At 73.1% G+C, this 16,418-nt stretch carries 14 protein-coding genes; 11 read left to right on the top strand and 3 right to left on the bottom strand.

What is annotated here, in order from left to right; translation table 11 throughout:
- The first annotated feature begins 91 nt into the window (after positions 1-91).
- The 10 genes from DKT68_RS30440 to DKT68_RS30395 are packed head-to-tail and all read left to right on the top strand — an operon-like array spanning position 92 to position 11,736.
- On the top strand, positions 92-1,183 hold the full coding sequence (locus DKT68_RS30440) for a LacI family DNA-binding transcriptional regulator (RefSeq protein ID WP_236647147.1): 1,092 nt from the start codon (positions 92-94) through the stop codon (positions 1,181-1,183).
- Positions 1,180-2,115 (top strand): carbohydrate ABC transporter permease, encoded by a 936-nt coding sequence (locus DKT68_RS30435; RefSeq protein WP_109820819.1) that lies wholly within the window; start codon positions 1,180-1,182, stop codon positions 2,113-2,115. Before DKT68_RS30440 ends, DKT68_RS30435 begins: the two co-directional genes overlap by 4 nt.
- 1 nt (position 2,116) lies before the next feature.
- Positions 2,117-2,956 carry a carbohydrate ABC transporter permease gene (locus tag DKT68_RS30430; protein ID WP_109820818.1) on the top strand — a complete coding sequence of 280 codons (840 nt, stop codon included), beginning with the start codon at positions 2,117-2,119 and terminating at the stop codon, positions 2,954-2,956.
- 30 nt (positions 2,957-2,986) lie between these two features.
- Positions 2,987-4,279: an ABC transporter substrate-binding protein gene (locus tag DKT68_RS30425; RefSeq protein WP_109820817.1), complete on the top strand. Its 1,293-nt coding sequence runs from the start codon at positions 2,987-2,989 to the stop codon at positions 4,277-4,279.
- A gap of 2 nt (positions 4,280-4,281) precedes the next feature.
- The gene (locus tag DKT68_RS30420) at positions 4,282-5,448 is read left to right on the top strand and encodes an ADP-ribosylglycohydrolase family protein (protein ID WP_109820816.1); all 1,167 of its coding nucleotides are present in this window, start codon (positions 4,282-4,284) and stop codon (positions 5,446-5,448) included.
- The gene (locus DKT68_RS30415; RefSeq protein WP_109820815.1) at positions 5,445-6,797 is read left to right on the top strand and encodes an ADP-ribosylglycohydrolase family protein; all 1,353 of its coding nucleotides are present in this window, start codon (positions 5,445-5,447) and stop codon (positions 6,795-6,797) included. The genes DKT68_RS30420 and DKT68_RS30415 overlap by 4 nt, the downstream gene beginning before the upstream one ends.
- A 31-nt stretch (positions 6,798-6,828) precedes the next feature.
- On the top strand, positions 6,829-7,767 hold the full coding sequence (locus DKT68_RS30410) for a ribokinase (protein ID WP_109820814.1): 939 nt from the start codon (positions 6,829-6,831) through the stop codon (positions 7,765-7,767).
- Positions 7,764-9,731 carry an SUMF1/EgtB/PvdO family nonheme iron enzyme gene (locus DKT68_RS32315; RefSeq protein ID WP_109820813.1) on the top strand — a complete coding sequence of 656 codons (1,968 nt, stop codon included), beginning with the start codon at positions 7,764-7,766 and terminating at the stop codon, positions 9,729-9,731. Before DKT68_RS30410 ends, DKT68_RS32315 begins: the two co-directional genes overlap by 4 nt.
- Positions 9,728-10,915, top strand: a complete 1,188-nt coding sequence (locus DKT68_RS30400; protein WP_109820812.1) for a CaiB/BaiF CoA transferase family protein — start codon at positions 9,728-9,730, stop codon at positions 10,913-10,915. The genes DKT68_RS32315 and DKT68_RS30400 overlap by 4 nt, the downstream gene beginning before the upstream one ends.
- Positions 10,915-11,736 (top strand): HpcH/HpaI aldolase/citrate lyase family protein, encoded by an 822-nt coding sequence (locus DKT68_RS30395; protein WP_109820811.1) that lies wholly within the window; start codon positions 10,915-10,917, stop codon positions 11,734-11,736. Before DKT68_RS30400 ends, DKT68_RS30395 begins: the two co-directional genes overlap by 1 nt.
- Here DKT68_RS30395 and DKT68_RS30390 read toward each other — a convergent pair.
- The 3 genes from DKT68_RS30390 to DKT68_RS30380 form a co-directional block, all read right to left on the bottom strand.
- Positions 11,724-12,365: a DUF305 domain-containing protein gene (locus DKT68_RS30390; protein ID WP_109820810.1), complete on the bottom strand. Its 642-nt coding sequence runs from the start codon at positions 12,363-12,365 to the stop codon at positions 11,724-11,726. The two genes, DKT68_RS30395 and DKT68_RS30390, sit on opposite strands and share 13 nt — an antisense overlap.
- A 73-nt stretch (positions 12,366-12,438) precedes the next feature.
- Complete coding sequence (locus tag DKT68_RS30385) at positions 12,439-13,332, bottom strand: DUF1996 domain-containing protein (RefSeq protein ID WP_109820809.1); 894 nt, start codon at positions 13,330-13,332, stop codon at positions 12,439-12,441.
- A gap of 249 nt (positions 13,333-13,581) precedes the next feature.
- Positions 13,582-14,238: a C39 family peptidase gene (locus DKT68_RS30380; RefSeq protein ID WP_109820808.1), complete on the bottom strand. Its 657-nt coding sequence runs from the start codon at positions 14,236-14,238 to the stop codon at positions 13,582-13,584.
- Positions 14,239-15,418: 1,180 nt separating this feature from the next.
- On the opposite strand from DKT68_RS30380, the gene DKT68_RS30375 reads away from it, so the two are divergent.
- Positions 15,419-16,351 (top strand): diacylglycerol/lipid kinase family protein, encoded by a 933-nt coding sequence (locus DKT68_RS30375; protein WP_109820807.1) that lies wholly within the window; start codon positions 15,419-15,421, stop codon positions 16,349-16,351.
- Positions 16,352-16,418: the final 67 nt, after the last annotated feature.

Raw genomic sequence — 16,418 nt, 5'->3', positions numbered from 1 at the left:
GAAACGTTTTCGTAACGAGCCCTTGACCTCTCCGCCGCAGGCGGCGCAGACTCCCGGAAACGTTTACAGCTATCGGGTGGAGGTGCCGAACGTGGGTCGTAAACGTTTACAGGAACCGGTTGACGGCCGGCCCACCGTGCACACCGTCGCCGCCCGCGCCGGCGTCTCCATCGCGTCCGCCTCGCGGGTCCTCAACGGGATCGGCGGAAGCCCGGAGACGATCCGCAAGGTACGCGCCGCGGCCGCCGAGGTGGGTTACGTGCCGAACGCGATCGCCCGGTCGTTGCAGTCCCAGCGCACCGGCCTCGTGGCGCTCGCCGTCGAGGACATCGGCAACCCGGTCTACGTCGAGATGATGCGCGCCATCGAGGCCGTGGTCGCCTCCTCCGGGCGGCAGCTGCTCGTGCACGCCACCGGCGGGCGGATCGACAACGAGACCGCGCTGCTGCGCCGGCTGGCCAACCGCTACGTGGACGGGATGATCGTCTCGCCGATCCGGGTCACCGACGACCACCTGACCGCGCTGGTGGACAGCCCGGTGCCGGTGGTGGTGGTCGGGCAGCTCGGCGCGGACGCCGCGGTGGACAACGTGCGTACCGACTCCCGGCACGGTGTGGCGCTGGCCGTGGACCACCTCGTCGGCACCGGCCGGCGCCGGATCGGCTTCGTTAACGGCCCGCTCGACACCGTCCCGGGCGCCGCGCGTGACGCCGGCTTCCGGGCCGCCCTGCTCCAGCACGGCATCCCGCTCGACGAGGACCTGATCGAGGTCGGCGACTTCCAGTACGCCGCCGGCCGCGCCGCCACCGAGCGGCTGCTCGCCCGCACCGACCCGGACGCCCTGGTCTGCGCCAACGACCTCATCGCGGTCGGAGCGCTGCACGCCCTGCTCGCCGCCGGCCGCCGGGTGCCACAGGACGTCGCCGTGGTCGGCATGGACGACACCGAGCTGGCCCGGATGATGTTTCCCCAGCTCTCCAGCGTCTCGCTCGGCTCCGCCGAGCGCGGTCGCCGGGCCGCCGAGCTGCTGCTGCAACGCATCGCCGACCCGACCCTGCCGCCGCGGCGCGAGCAGGTGCCACCGAGCCTCGCCATCCGCGCGTCCAGTGGCGTCACGCCGCCGGCCCCTCGTCCGGCCGGCCCACCGACCACCCACCCGTCCAGCGAAGGGGTGACCTCATGACCACGCTGGCCGAGCGCCCGGACGTCGAGCGGGCCGGCCCGGCCCGCCGGCCGAGCCGGTTCCGCTCCGACCGGACCGCCATCTACCTGCTGCTGTTGCCGTCGCTCCTGCCGATCCTGGTGCTGTCGGTGTTTCCGCTGCTGCGCGGCATCTACCTCGGCTTCACCGACGCCCGCGCCGGGCGCAACGTCGAGGTCTCCTTCACCGGCCTGGCCAACTACCGGGAACTCCTCGGCGACGAGCTGTTCTGGAACTCGTTCAAGATCGGGCTGCTCTGGGCGGTCGGGGTGACCGTGCTCCAGTTCCTGCTCGCCCTCGGTCTGGCCCTGCTGCTCAACCAGCAGCTGCGGTTCCGGGGCGTGGCCCGGGTGCTCGCCGTGGTGCCGTGGGCGATGCCGCCGGTCGTCGTCGGCATCCTCTGGAAGCTCGTCTACCACCCGGATGCCGGCCTGCTCAACGAGTTCTTCCACCGGATCGGCGCCGACGGGCTGCGAACCAACTGGCTCGGCGACTTCAGCACCGCGCTGCCCGCCGTGATCCTCGTCGGGGTCTGGGCCGGCATGCCGCAGACCACCGTCGTCCTGCTCGCCGGCCTCCAGGGCGTGGGTCGCGAGCTGCACGAGGCGGCCGCGGTGGACGGCGCCAGCACGTGGCACCGGTTCCGGCATGTCACGCTGCCCGCCCTGGCCCCGGTGATCGTGGCGATCACGTCGCTGGACTTCATCTGGAACTTCAACTCGTTCGGCCTGGTCTACGTGCTGACCGCGGGCGGGCCGGGCGGCAAGACCATGCTGCCGATGCTCTTCGCCTACGAGGAGGCGTTCCGCTACGGCAACTACGGCTACGCCGCCGCGCTCGGCAACGTGATGGTCGTGCTCATCATCGCGCTGCTCGCCGTCTATCTCCGGCGTCGGCTGAGGGAGGCGAACTGACATGTTCGGAAAACCGAGCCGCACGAGCCGGACGCTTCAGTACCTGGCGCTCGCCGGTTACCTGATCTTCCTCGGGTTCCCGCTGGTCTGGCTGGTCTCGACGGCGTTCAAGCCGCCCCGCGAGCTGGTGCGGCTGCACCCCACGCTGATCCCGAGCGACCCGACCGTGCAGAACTTCGTCCAGGCCTTCACCGAGCAGGAGTTGGGCCGGGCGGCGCTCAACAGTCTCCAGGTCTCCCTCGCCTCGGCGGTGCTGACCGTGCTGGTCGCCATGCCGGCGTCGTACGCGTTGGCCCGGTTCCGCTCCAAGCTCGGCACCGCGGCGCTGGGCTGGGTGCTGCTGTCCCAGCTCTTCCCGTTCGTTCTGCTGATCATCCCGATCTTCCTGGTGCTGCGGCAGGTCGGCCTGGCCAACACGCACGCCGGGTTGGTGCTGATCTACGTGGTCTGGGCGCTGCCGTTCGCGCTCTGGATGCTGCAGGGCTTCGTCCGCAACATCCCGCGCGAGCTGGAGGAGGCCGCCTCGGTGGACGGCGCGAGCCGCGTGCAGGTCCTGCGCCGGGTGGTCTTCCCGCTGCTCGCCCCGGGCCTCGTCGCGACCGCACTCTTCTCCTTCATCTCGGCCTGGAACGAGTTCTTCTTCGCGCTCGTGCTGATCAAGACCCCGGAACTGGCAACCCTGCCGGTGGCGCTGGCCCGGTTCGTCGGCATCGAGGGCACCGCCCGACTCGGGCCCCTCGCTGCCGGTTCGCTGCTGGCCACGCTGCCCAGCCTGATCTTCTTCGCGTTCATGCAACGCCGGCTCTCGTCCGGGTCGCTCGCCGGCGCGGTCAAGGGCTGAACCCCCACCCACCACCAAGGAGGTACCCCCATGCTCCGTACCCGATTCCGTCGACTCGCCGCGGCCACCGCGGTCGCGGTCGTCGGCCTCGGCGCGCTCACCGCGTGCGGTGACGGCGGCGGCGACGAGGCCACGTCCGGCCCGGTCAAGCTGCGCTTCCTCAGCCTCGCCTGGCAGAAGGAGTCGCTGCAGGTCAACAAGGACCTCGTCGCCAAGTGGAACGCCGAGCACCCCGACATCCAGGTCGAGTACGTCCAGGGCGACTGGAACTCGGTGCACGACCAGCTGCTGACCTCCTTCGAGGGCGGCGACGCGCCGGACATCGTGCACTACGAGGCGTCCGCGATCGGCGAGTTCAGCAAGCAGGGCTACCTGGCCGACCTCTCCGGGCTCGTCTCCGAGGACCTGAAGGGCCAGATCGACCAGGGCGTCTGGGACACCGCCACCGTCGACGGCAAGGTCGCCGGGGTGCCGTTCCTGCTGGAGTCGCAGGTCGTCATCGCCAACAAGAAGCTGCTCGACGCCGCCGGCGTCGCGGTGCCGCCCGCCGACGGCGGCTGGACCTGGGACGAGTTCCAGGCCAACGCGCAGAAGCTCACCAAGCCCGGCCAGTACGGCGTGGCGTGGGCGCTGAAGTCCCCGACGAACCGGGTGCTGAACCTGGCACTCAACTACGACGGGAAGTTCTTCTACACCGACGGTGGCAGGACCGAGGTCAAGGTCGGCGACGCGGAGAAGGAGATCCCGAAGCGCATCCACGACATGATCTACACCGCGAAGTCCGCCTCGCCGGAGGCGCTCGGCATGAGCGGCGCGGACACCCTGCCCGGCTTCTTCGGCGGCAAGTACGCCATGCTCCCCGGCTCGGTGTCGCTGCGTCAGCAGATGGTCGAGCAGGCGCCGGCCGGCTTCGAGTGGGTCACCCTGCCCCCGGTCAAGGGACTCTCCGCCAAGCAGGCGGCCAACCCGCAGACGCTGTCCGTCTCGGAGGACAGCAAGCACAAGAAGCAGGCCGCGCAGTTCCTCGAGTACTTCCTGAACCCGACCAACATGGCCGCCCTGGCCAAGGGTGACTGGCTGGTTCCGACCGGCAAGCAAGCCAACGAGGAACTGGTCAAGGTCACCGCCGGCAAGCAGGGCTGGGACGTCGCCGCGGACAGCGCCGCGGACCTGACCGTCGCCCCGTTCCAGCAGGCCGACGGCTACCCGGAGTGGAAGACCAAGTACGCCACCCCGGCTCTCCAGCAGTACTTCGCCAACAAGATCACCCTCGATCAGCTCGGTACGCAGCTGGTCGACGGTGGCAAGCAGGTTCTGAGGTAGACATGTCACTCTTGCTCGACACATCGGTCGGCTGCCTCGTCGGCGCCGCGGTCGGAGACGCCCTCGGCGGCGCCACCGAAACGGCACTGCCGGAGCAGATCCGCGCGCGGTTCGGCGGTTGGGTCGAGGGCATCGTGCCCCCGTACCACGCCGACTGGGCCACCGCGCGACCGCTCGCGCCGTACCACAAGGGCGACGGGCACATCACCGACGACACGTTGATGACCCACGCCCTGGTCCGCGCCTACGCGGCCAAACGCGACCACCTCGACGCGTACGACGTGGTGGAGCTGCTGGTCCCCGACCTGATCGAGCGGGTGGTATACATCCCCGACCTGGAGCGGGACGGGGTGACCTTCCACCGGCTCGCGGCCGCCGAGCGGTGGCTGGTCACCCGCCTGCACCACGCCCACGCGGACCCGCGCGAGGCCGGGGTCGGCAACATCGTCAACTGTGGTGCGGCCATGTACATGGCCCCGGTCGGCATCGTCAACGCCGGCGACCCGGCCGGGGCGTACGCCGAGGCGGTGGAGATCGCCGGTGCGCACCAGCACAGCTACGGGCGGGAGGCCGCCGCCGTCTTCGCGGCGGCGGTCGCCGCGGCGGCGACCCCCGGCGCGGGCGTCGAGGACGTCGTCGCCGCGGCGCTGGACCTGGCCCGCGACGGCACCCGGGCGGCCATCGACGCGGTGGTGAAGGAGGCCCGCGGCCACCACGACTGGAAGCAGGCGATCCCGGCGCTGCGCGCGGCGGTCGCCCCCTACGACACGGTGGGGGAGGAGTACCGCAACCCCGGGCTCGGCGCTCGTCGGCCCAGCCGGCTGCACGCCATCGAGGAGCTGCCGGTGGCCATCGGCATGCTCTTGGTGGCCGGCGGCGAGTTCCGCCCGGCGGTGCTCGGCGCGGTCAACTACGGCCGGGACGCCGACTCCACCGCCACCATGGCCGCCGCTATCGCCGGTGCGCTCGGCGGCGCCGCCGCGGTGCCCGCGGAGTGGTCCGACGTGGTCGCCGCCGCCTCGAAGACCGACCTGGTGGAGCCGGCCCGGGTCCTCGCGGCCGTGGCCGGCGAGGTCTTCGAGCGGGACCAGGCCCGGTTCACCCGGCGCGCGGAGCGCTTCGCCGGGCTGGCCGGCGGGGACGGTCCGGCGGGGGAGTCGGCCCGGTGAGGATTACCTGGGTGCAGCCGGAGGACCTGCTGCCGCACGAGCTGACGGCCAGCCGGGACGAGGGGCGCGACGTCGCCCGGCTCGCCGAGCGGTGGACGGCGGCCGGCGGGGACCCGACCCCGCCGGTCAGCGGCGCGTCGCCGACCCCGGCGTCGCCGGCGCTGCGGGCGCTCGCGGCGGAACTGCTGGACGCCGCCGACGCGCTGCCCGCTGTCGCGGCCGCCGACGAGCCCGACGACCTGGACGCGCTCCGGGCCGGGTGGCCGGCGACCTGGTCGCTGCCGACCGACGTGACGCACGACCGGCTGCACGGCGCGTGGCTCGGCCGGGCGGCCGGCTGCCTGCTCGGCAAGCCGGTGGAGAAGATCCCCCGGGAGGGGATCCGGGAGATCCTCACCGCGACCGGCCGGTGGCCGCTGCGCGACTGGTTCACCGCGGAGGGGCTGCCGGCCGACGTCGCCGGCCGCTGGCCGTGGAACCGGCGCAGCGCGCCGACCAGCCTCGCCGAGAACATCGACGGCATGCCCGAGGACGACGACCTGAACTACGCGCTGCTGGCCCTGCGGGTGCTGGAGACGCACGGGCGGGGTTTCACCAGCGCCGACGTGGCGCAGGCCTGGCTGGACTGGCTGCCCGCCGGGCGGGTCTTCACCGCCGAGCGGGTGGCGTACCGGAACCTGCTGCTCGGGCTCGCGCCGCCGTGGAGCGCCCGCCGGCACAACCCGTTCCGGGAGTGGATCGGCGCGCAGATCCGCACCGACGTGTACGGCTGGGTCAACCCCGGCCGGCCGGACCGGGCCGCCGAGCTGGCCTTCAGGGACGCCACCGTCAGCCACGTCCGGGGTGGGGTGCACGGAGCGATCTGGGCCGCCGCCCTGGCCGCCGCCGCACCGGTCGCCTCCACCGTGGACGAGGTGCTGGACGCGGCCGAGGCGGTGCTGCCGCCGCGCAGCCGGTTCGCGACCACCGTCCGCGACGCGCGCGCCCTCGGCGGGGGCACCGACGACTGGGAACGCGTGGTCGACGAGCTGTACGCCCGGCACGGCCACCTGCACTGGGTGCACGTGCGCAACAACGCCGCGCTGGTGGCCGCCGCGCTGGCGTACGGGCGCGGTGACCTGGAGCGGTCCATCACCGCGGTGGTCAGCGGCGGCTGGGACACCGACTCGACCGGCGCGACGGTCGGCGCGGTCACCGGCGCTCTGACCGGCGCGTCCGGGCTGCCGACGCGGTGGATCGACCCGTTGCGCAACCGGCTGGCCAGCAGCATCGCCGGTTTCGACGGGATCGGCTTCGACGAGCTGGCCGCGCGGACCCACGCCCTGGCCCAGCCGGGGAGCGGATCGTGAACCGGCACCGGCGGACGGAAGGGAGCACGGCATGAGCGCCCGGGTGGCGGTCGTGGGCAGCAGCAACCTCGACCTGGTGGTCACGGCGTCGCGGCTGCCCAGCCCCGGCGAGACGGTGCTCGGCGGGAACTTCCGTACCGTGCCCGGCGGCAAGGGCGCCAACCAGGCGGTCGCCGCCGCCCGCGCCGGCGCCGCCTGCGACTTCGTGGGCGCCGTCGGGGACGACGAGTTCGGTACGCAGATGCGGGCGAGCCTGGCCGGCGCGGGTGTGGACGTTCGCGGCCTGCGGACCGTCGCCGGACCCTCCGGCGTCGCCTTGATCGCCGTCGACCGGGACGCGGAGAACTTCATCGTGGTCGCGCCCGGCGCCAACGGGACGTTGACCGAGCTGAACGCCGACGACCGGGCGACGGTCGCCGCGGCGGACGTGCTGCTCCTCCAACTGGAGGTGCCGCTGGCAGCCGTGGTGCGGGCCGCAGGCTGGGCCCGGGCGGAGGGCACCACCGTCGTGTTGAACGCCGCGCCGGCCACGGTGCTGCCGACGGAACTGCTCGACCTCGTCGACGTGCTCGTGGTCAACGAACACGAGGCGGCGGTCGTGGCGGGGATCTTCTCCGACGATCCGCCGGTGCTGCTCGACGCCCTGCTGGAGCTGGTGCCCCGGGTGGTGCTGACCCTCGGCGCGCGCGGGGCCGCGTACGCCGACCGGCACGGCCTGCGGCTGGCGGTCCCGGCCCCGCTCATCGACGCGGTGGACACCACCGCGTCGGGCGACGCCTTCACCGGCGCGCTCGCCGTCAGCTGGGCCGAGCGCGGCGGCGCCAGCACCGAAGACACCGTCACGGCGAGCCTGCGCTGGGCGTGCGCCGCCGGCGCGGCCTGCGCCCAGCGGCCCGGCGCGTCGACCGCTCTGCCCGAGCGCTCCGCCATCGACGCCCTCTACGACGCGACCTACCGAGGTACCCCGTGAGCTTCAACCCGTACGTTCCCCGCCCGATCGACCGGCCGACCGAGGTGCCGCTCGGCGGGCACGTCGACCTGACCAGCCTGGACGAGGCGAAGATCTTCGCCGCGCCGGGCGACCCGGCCGACTGGCCGGCCTGGCGGGAGCAGCTCACCCGCTGGCGGGCCGACGCCCGGACCCGGCTCGGCTACACCGGCACGCACTACGACGAGATCGCCGGCGACTGCTTCAGCGTCTGCCTGGCGTGGCTCTGGGACGAGGCGCTCTACGACCACGAGCGCGGCGTCTTCACCGTCGACGAGTTCCTCGACGGGGCCGGGCGCGACTTCGGGGGCTTCGACGGGGTGGTGCTGTGGCACGCGTACCCGGTGATCGGCCTGGACGACCGCAACCAGTTCGACTGGTACCGGGACGTGCCGGAGCTGCCCGAGGTGGTGCGGGCGTTCCAGGAGCGGGGAGTACGGGTCTTCATCGACTACAACCCGTGGGACACCGGCACCCGGCGAGAGCCGACCGGCGACGCGGAGGAGGTCGCCGCCCTGGCCGGCAAGCTCGGCGTCGACGGGGTCTTCCTGGACACGCTGAAGGAGGGCGCCGGAGAGCTGCGCGCGGCGCTGGACGCCGTCCGCCCCGGAATGGTGCTCGAAGGCGAGAGCCGCGTCCCGCTGGCGCGGATCGCCGACCACGCGATGTCCTGGGCGCAGTGGTTCGCCGACTCGGAGGTGCCCGGCGTGCTGCGGGCCAAGTGGTTCGAGCGGCGGCACATGCTGCACCACACCCGCCGCTGGCACCGTGACCACCTCGACGAGTTGCACTCCGCCTGGCTCAACGGGGTCGGGGTGCTGGTCTGGGAGAGCGTCTTCGGCGTCTGGGTCGGCTGGAACGACCGGGACCGGGCGGTGCTGCGCGCGATGCGCCGGGTGCAGAGCAGCCACGCCGCGTGGTTGCGCGCCGAGGACTGGGTCCCGCTGGCCGACCATGCCGGCGAGGGCCAGGTGTACGCGTCGCGCTGGACGCACGAGGGCAGCCCACTGTGGACGGTGGTGAACCGGGGCGCGGACCACGACGGCCCGTGGCTGGTCACCGACGTTCGGGCCGACGGACGCTTCGTCGACCTGGTCACCGGCGTCGAACTGACCGTCAGCGAGACCGGTGACGGCCGGCTGGCGGTGGGCGGCCCGCTGCCGGCCGGCGCCATCGCCGCGGTGGCGGTGACCGACGCGGCCGTGCGGCGGCACGAGCCACCCACCGGCGACCCGTCCTTCCCGGCCCGCGCCGCGGTGCGCGTCCGGACCCCGTGGGCGCCCCTGCCACAGCCGCCGCCCGGCATGGCAGCCGTCGAGGCCGGCCAGCGTGAGCTGGTGGTCCGGCACCGGGTGCGGGAGACCGGGCTGTACGGCGAGGCGCCCTACGTCGACGAGTGGAAGCCGCTGCCGCCCCGGCTGCACCACACCGGCACCGTGCGGCGCCACGTCCGGCTCGGCCGGTTCGCCATCGCCGTCCACGAGGTCACCCATGGCGAGTACGCCGAGTTCCTGCGGGCCACCGGCTACCGGCCGGTGCGCCCGGAGCGGTTCACCGCGGGACGCGGACCTGCCGACGCCCCGGTGACCGGGGTGGAGCTGTCCGACGCCCGGGCGTACGCGGCGTGGGCCGGGCTGCGGCTGCCGACCGAGGACGAGTGGCAGGTCGCCGCCGAGGCGGGGCTGCTCGTCCGCCGGGAACCGCTGGTGTGGAACCTGACCGAGAGCGAGCACTCCGACGGGCGCACGCGGTTCGCCATCCTCAAGGGCGGCGCGGACCACCGGGCGGACGGCTCCGACTGGTATCTCGACGGCGGCCCCCAGCCGGCGGACGTCTCGGTGAAGCTGCTGCTGACCGGCGCCGGGCTCACCCGCTCCGACCAGGTCGGCTTCCGCTGCGCCGCGGACCTGCTGCCCGAGCCCGACCCGGCGGAGGTGACCCGGTGACCGCGCCGCTGGACGGGATCAGGGTCGTCGACCTGGCCACCCTCTTCGCCGGGCCGCTCGCCGCGGCGTTCCTCGGCGACTTCGGCGCCGACGTCATCAAGGTGGAGCACCCGGCCAAGCCGGACCCGTCGCGGGGACACGGGCCGGCCCGGGACGGCGTCGGCCTCTGGTGGAAGGTGCTGGGCCGCAACAAGCGCACCGTCACCCTCAACCTGTCCGACCCCGACGGGGCCGCGCTGCTGCGCCGGTTGCTCGCCGACGCCGACGTGCTGGTGGAGAACTTCCGCCCCGGCACGCTGGAGCGGTGGGGCCTCGGCCCGGCCGAGCTGCACGCCGTCAACCCCCGGTTGGTCGTCACTCGGATCAGCGGGTTCGGGCAGGTCGGCCCGTACGCCCGCCGGCCCGGCTTCGGCACCCTCGCCGAGGCGATGAGCGGCTTCGCGGCGGCCACCGGCGAACCGGACGGCCCGCCGACCCTGCCCCCGTTCGGGCTGGCCGACTCGGTGACCGCGCTCGCCGCCGCGTACGCGGTGATGCTGGCCCTGCGGGCCCGGGACGCCACCGGCGCCGGACAGGTGGTGGACCTCGCCATCATCGAGCCGATCATGGCGATGCTGGGCCCCCAGATCACCTGGTACGACCAGCTCGGCTACATCCAGCCCCGGCTGGGCAACCGGTCCAACAACAACGCCCCGCGCAACACGTACCGGTGCGCCGACGGGCGCTGGGTGGCCGTCTCCACCAGCGCGCAGAGCATCGCCGAGCGGGTGCTGCGGCTGGTCGGCCGACCCGAGCTGATCGACGAGCCGTGGTTCGCCACCGGCAGCGGCCGAGCGGCGCACGCCGACGAGCTGGACGCCGCCGTCAGCGCCTGGGTGGCGGAGCGGGACCGCGACGAGGTGGTGGCCGCGTTCGAGGCGGCGCAGGCGGCCGTCGCGCCGGTCTACGACGTGCGGGACATCCTCGCCGACCCGCAGTACGCGGCGCTCGGCACCGTGCGCACCGTCCCGGACGAGGAGCTGGGTGAGGTGCGGATGCAGAACGTGCCGTTCCGGCTCACCGACACCCCGGGGGAGATCCGGCACGCCGGCCGGCGGCACGGCCAGGACACCGACGCGGTCTTCGGCGCGCTCGGCCTCAGCGCCGACGAGCTGGCCGCGCTGCGCGAGCGGGGAGTGCTCTGATGCTGCTGAGCTGGCTCTACGTGCCCGGTGACCGCCCGGACCGGTTCGCCAAGGCGGTCACCTCGGGCGCCGACGCGGTCATCCTCGACCTGGAGGACGCCGTCGTCGCCGGACGCAAGGCGTACGCCCGGGACGCGGTCGCCGAGTTCCTCGCCGAGGCGCACGCGGTGCCGGTGCAGGTCCGGGTCAACGAGTTGACCGGGCCGGACGTCGACGCCGACCTGTCGGCGGTGTGCGGCCGGCCCGGGCTGGGCGGGCTGCGGCTGCCGAAGGTGGAGTCGGCCGCGACGGTGGCGGCGCTCGCCGACCGGGTCGACGTGCCGCTGCACCCGCTGGTCGAGTCGGCGCTCGGGCTGGAGGCCGCGTACCCGATCGCGTCCGCCCACCCCGCGGTGGCCTCGATCGGGCTCGGCGAGGCCGACCTGCGCTCGGACCTCGGGGTGGGTGACGACGACGGGTTGCTCTGGGCGCGCGGCCGCGTCGTGGTCGCAGCCCGCGCCGCCGGCCTGGTCCCGCCCGCGATGTCGGTCTACCCGGACGTCGCCGACGTCGCCGGTCTGGCCGCCTCCTGCGCGGTGGGCCGTCGGCTCGGCTTCCTCGGCCGTGCGGCGATCCACCCGCGCCAGCTTCCCGTGATCGTCGAGGCGTTCCGGCCGGCCGACCGCGAGGTGGCCCGCGCGGCGGAGCTGCTGGCCGCGGTGGCCGAGGCGCAGCGGCGGGACTCGGGAACGGTGGTGCTGCCCGACGGTCGTTTCGCCGACCGGGCGATGGTCGCCGCCGCCCGGCGCACGGTGGACCTGGCCGCCCGCTACGCCGCCTGACCGGCGGGCCGGCCGTTCGGGGGGTGGAGCCGGTCGAGCCGCGCGAGGTCGTCGGCGCCGTTCCGGACCACGGCGGCGGCCAGGGCGATGGTCCCCGGGTGTACGCCGCCCCGCTGCTCGGCGGTGGCGATCCGGACCGCCTGCGTCAGGTGCGCGCGCAGGTGCCCGGCGAGCAGCCGTTGAAACGACGTCCCGGTGGCCGACCGTAGCGAGGTCAGCTCCTCGGCCGTGATCATGCCCGGCATGTCGTGACCCTCGTGCGGGTTGGTCGTCGGCCCGCCCGAGTCGTTCAGCAGTCGGCGGGACCGGTCCAGGTTGGCGCGGTGGGTGGCCTCGACCTGGGTGGCCAGCCGCCGCCAGGCGGGGTCGGTGGTCCGGCCCGGCACCAGGTCGAGCACCGGCAACAGCCGGTCGGCCATCGCCACCGTCAGTTGGAGCCAGGCGATGTCGGTGGCGCTGAACGGTCCGGCCGTACCCGTGGGTGACCCCGCGTTCGACGGCGCCGCCGTCAGCGGCGCGGTCGCGGACGGTGGCGCGGTGGCGGCGGGGTCCGGTGACCCGGTGGCGCAGCCGGCGAGGAGCAGGGCCGCGACGAGCAGAGCGGACGGTGCGCTGACGAGGGTGCGCATCCGGCCCTCCTTTCCACCCGGGGGACGGCGGGCCCGGCGTGACCGGGCCCGCCGTCGGGTTGAACGGGTCGACTCAGATCGGTCGGCCGTCGTGGCCGCACTTGATCACGGGACGGATGCAGTCCTGGACGCGGCGTGCCATCTCCGCCACCGGCCAGGCGTTGAAGAAGTCACCGTGCATCGTGTAACCCGGACCGGAGGCGAGCCGGAACAGCGCCGGGTTGCCGTTGACCGGGTACCGCAGCACCTGCCGCAGCTTCGGCACGTGCACCGGGTGCGTCGACGGGCAGGCCTGGTTCACCGGGTACGCCATGTGGCTCTTGTGGTCGGGCGAATCCAGGTCGCGGCCGTTCCAGCACTGCGGGAAGTCCAGGTACGACTCCATCATCGTCCCCGCCGGGCAGGTGACGAAGTTCTTCGACGGCGGCACCTGCCCGGCGTGCAGGCAGGACCAGCGGGCGATGCTCTCGTTCGGCCCGGCCGCCTTGGCGTTGCCCGCCACGATCCGCAGTCCCTGCGGGATGGGCTGGGTGGCCGCGACGACGTCGGCGCGTACGCCCTCACCCAGGTAGTAGAACGTGACGATGGTCGGCTCGACCGGCACGTTGTTGTTGTACAGGGTCGGCACCCAGTACGACGAGACGTCGGTCCGCGGGTTGCAGGTCGTGGGAGAGCTGACCAGGTCGGGGAGCGTGGTGTGGGCGTTCGTCACCGTGCTGCCGAAGAAGCTGTGCATGTGTGAGGCGCCGGGCAGCCCGGGGAAGATGATCGGGTCGTCCGGGAGCCGGTGGCTGTACGTGCAGTCAGCGGGGAACTCGGCGACCCGGATGACGTTGACGCCCGGGTCGGCGTCGGCCCGGGTGGTGGTGGCGAAGACGTACGTGCCGAGTAGCGCGAGCAGGGCGCCGATCGCCGTGGCGAGGCGCAGCCGGCGGGGGATGCCGGAGAGGGGTGCGGCCCTGTCCATCTCGTGACTCCTGTCGGGGACGGGTCAGGGACAGCTCCGGCGCCGCCGCCGAAGACATCGGAGTTTGCCCTGGCCAGACTGGTGGTGGTCTGTTGAGCCCGGGTGCGAGAGAGCGCTCTCACATGCCCAGCCTCACCCGGAAGTCGACGCTTGTCAATACGTGCCGCAGTTGGTGGAAATGACGACGCAGAAGGGCCGGACCCCGGTTGGGGTCCGGCCCTTCGTCTGCGTTGTGTCAGTGGGTTGTTGTCAGCTGGTGGCGTAGCCGCGGGTGGCGATCCAGTCGGCGAGGTGCTCGACGGTGACCTCGTAGGAGGCCGTGTTCGGGTCGGCGGAGTCGGCGATCTTCACGATCGTGCCGTTGTCGCGGTAGCCGACCACGCTGATGTAGTGCCCACCCTCGAAGGAGTGCACGCCACCGTCGGTGTCGGTGCTGGTGCCGGCGATGTTGGCCACCACAGCCCGACCGTCGTCCACGGTGCGCACGATGTCGGCGCGCAGCCGGTCGGTCTGCTTGTCGTCAGCGTTCGGGCTGCTGATCTCCACGCTGTGGTAGGCGTCGTTCTTACCGGTCTCCTTGTTCAACACCGGGGTGATGTCGTTGATCGAGTTGGTGCCGGCCTCGGTGGTGCCCATCTCCTTGGCCATCGCGTCCACGCTGATGTCCTTGCCCTGCACCGACAGGGCGTTACGCGTGGCGGCGGGGCCGCAGTAGTAGAAGTTCGGCTGCGCCTCATAGCGCACACCTAGCTGACGCTCACCGTGCCCCTTACGGTCGGTTTGGGTCTGGGTGGCCGGCTTCGCCTCCGACGCGTAGGCGGCGGTCACCGGACCGGCGATGGCGCCACCGGTGAACGCGAGACCAGCAGCGGTCAGAGCAGTCTTACGAATCAGATCGGTACGCATAACAGCGTGCTCCTCTGCATCAGGGGGAAACGCAGGCACACAAAATCCGGGGGCGTGTGCCATGCGGGAAAGATCGTGAAGAAGGGGATCTGCCCGGCGGCCCGGGGGCCTGCTCGGACGTCCAGAGGGATGTAACCGCAGCGGACTGCCAGATGTTCCAATCGGCCGGCGGCTACGGGGTGACCGGGGCGGTGTTTCCCCCTGGTCAACGGCTACCGGGGATGTAACCGAGGCGGCCTGCCAGGTGTTCCCGGCGACCGGCGGCTACGGAGTGACCGGGGCGGTGTTCCCACTGGTCAACGGCTACCGGGGATGTAACCACAGGGGACCTGCGGGTGTTCCCTGCGGCTGCCGTGCACCGGGGTCGCGGACCCGCGGTGCCATGCCAGGTATAACGACGCCGACCCCGCCCCGATTCCACCGTCAGAGTGCCCCAGCCCACGGGACGCCGGCCCCATACCGGACGGCATGCCCCAGCCGGGCCGCGCTGAACCGGACAGCCAGCCCCTCATGTCCCCGGACCAGACGGGCCCAAGATCTGCGCACTTTCCGGGAAAGTGCTGCCTGCCGACGCATCGAGGCGGCACCCTCCCGTGAGTTGCGCGGATCTTGACCGCCGGTGCGGCGGGAGTCGTCTGGGACAGCGTGATACCTCACAGTCATACATATGCCTCACAGGTATCAGGCTTCCAAGGCAACCGGCTCCCGCACGCCGCCTGAACGGCGCAACACCCTGAGCCGCTGTCCCCTGCTGCGGCTGGCCCGCACTTACCCGTCCCGCGAGGGTGCCGAGGTCGCCACCCCCGCTCCCCGGTGCGGTTGCCGGCACCACGCCCCGCTCCGCCGGCACGCCGCACCCACCCGTGAGCGGCTTGACCGCAGGACCTTCAGGCAGGTCGCACCCAGCGGAGCATGATCCACGGCGTCGCCACCCGGCCCGGCGGTCACCTCGACCGCCCAGCGGCGGCCGACCGCCTCCGGACCGGCCAGCGACCGCGGGGTGCGGCCACGCATCAGTCTGCTCCGGGTCACGCACGCGGATCAGGGCGCTGCACGGACCGGACATCGAGCCCACCCGTGCATGGGCTGGGCGACACCCTACGACCGGGCCGACACCCGTGCGGGGTGCGGTGTGGCGCCGAGGCGTAGCGAATCGGCCGGTTGGGTAACACCGGCGGCCATGAGCACGAGCACAGCAGCCCCCGCCACCGCCGTGACCGCCGCCCGACTGGGCACGGTCGCGGTGGTCGCCCACCGCCGCAAGAGTCTCGGTGGCGGCCTCGACGAGCTGCGGGCGACCCTCGCCGGCGCCGGCGTCGACGACCTGCTCTGGTACGAGGTGCCGAAGAGCCGCAAGGCACCGAAGAAGATCCGTAAGGCGCTGAAGAAGGGTGCCGGGTTGGTCTTCGTGTGGGGTGGGGACGGCATGGTGCAGCGCTGCGCGGACACGCTCGCCAGCTCGGGGACACCGATGGCCATCCTGCCCGCGGGCACGGCCAACCTCTTCGCCGCCAACCTCGGCATCCCGGAGGACCTGGCGGAGGCGGTGCGCATCGGCCTGCACGGCCGGCGGCGCCGGCTGGATCTGGGCCGCCTCAACGGCGAGCACTTCGCGGTAATGGCCGGCGCCGGGTTCGACGGCGACCTGATCCGTGAGGCGGACCGGGATCTCAAGAGCCGGCTCGGCCGGCTCGCGTACGTCTGGACGGGGCTGCGGCACGTTCGAGGAGAGCTGGTGCACACGCGGATCCGGGTGGACGGGGTCACCTGGTTCGACGGCGAGGCGAGCTGCGTGCTCTTCGGCAACGTCGGCACGATCACCGGTGGCATCCCGGCCTTCGACGACGCCCGGCCGGACGACGGCTGCCTGGAGGTGGGCGTGTCGACCGCGAGCGGGGCGATCGACTGGGCCCGCACCCTCGGCCGGATGGCCGCCGGCCGCTCGACGGACTCGCCCTTCGTCCGGATCACCCGAGGGCGCCGGGTGCGGGTCCGCTTCGCCACGCCCCGGATGTACGAGCTCGACGGTGGCGCGCGTACCGCCGTCGGGAAGCTCAAGGTGCGGTCGGTGCCCGGCGCGCTCACCGTCTGCTGCCCCGACCCGCCCGCCTGACCGAACGTCGGCTCCCCGGGCCGACCATCGCGTGCACCGTCCGTACCCGGCACCGTCGTGTCTGAGC

The sequence above is a fragment of the Micromonospora acroterricola genome (assembly GCF_003172955.1).
GTDB lineage: Bacteria > Actinomycetota > Actinomycetes > Mycobacteriales > Micromonosporaceae > Micromonospora > Micromonospora acroterricola.
Note: the sequence above shows the minus strand (reverse complement) of the source record. Positions and strands in the feature narration are given on the sequence as shown.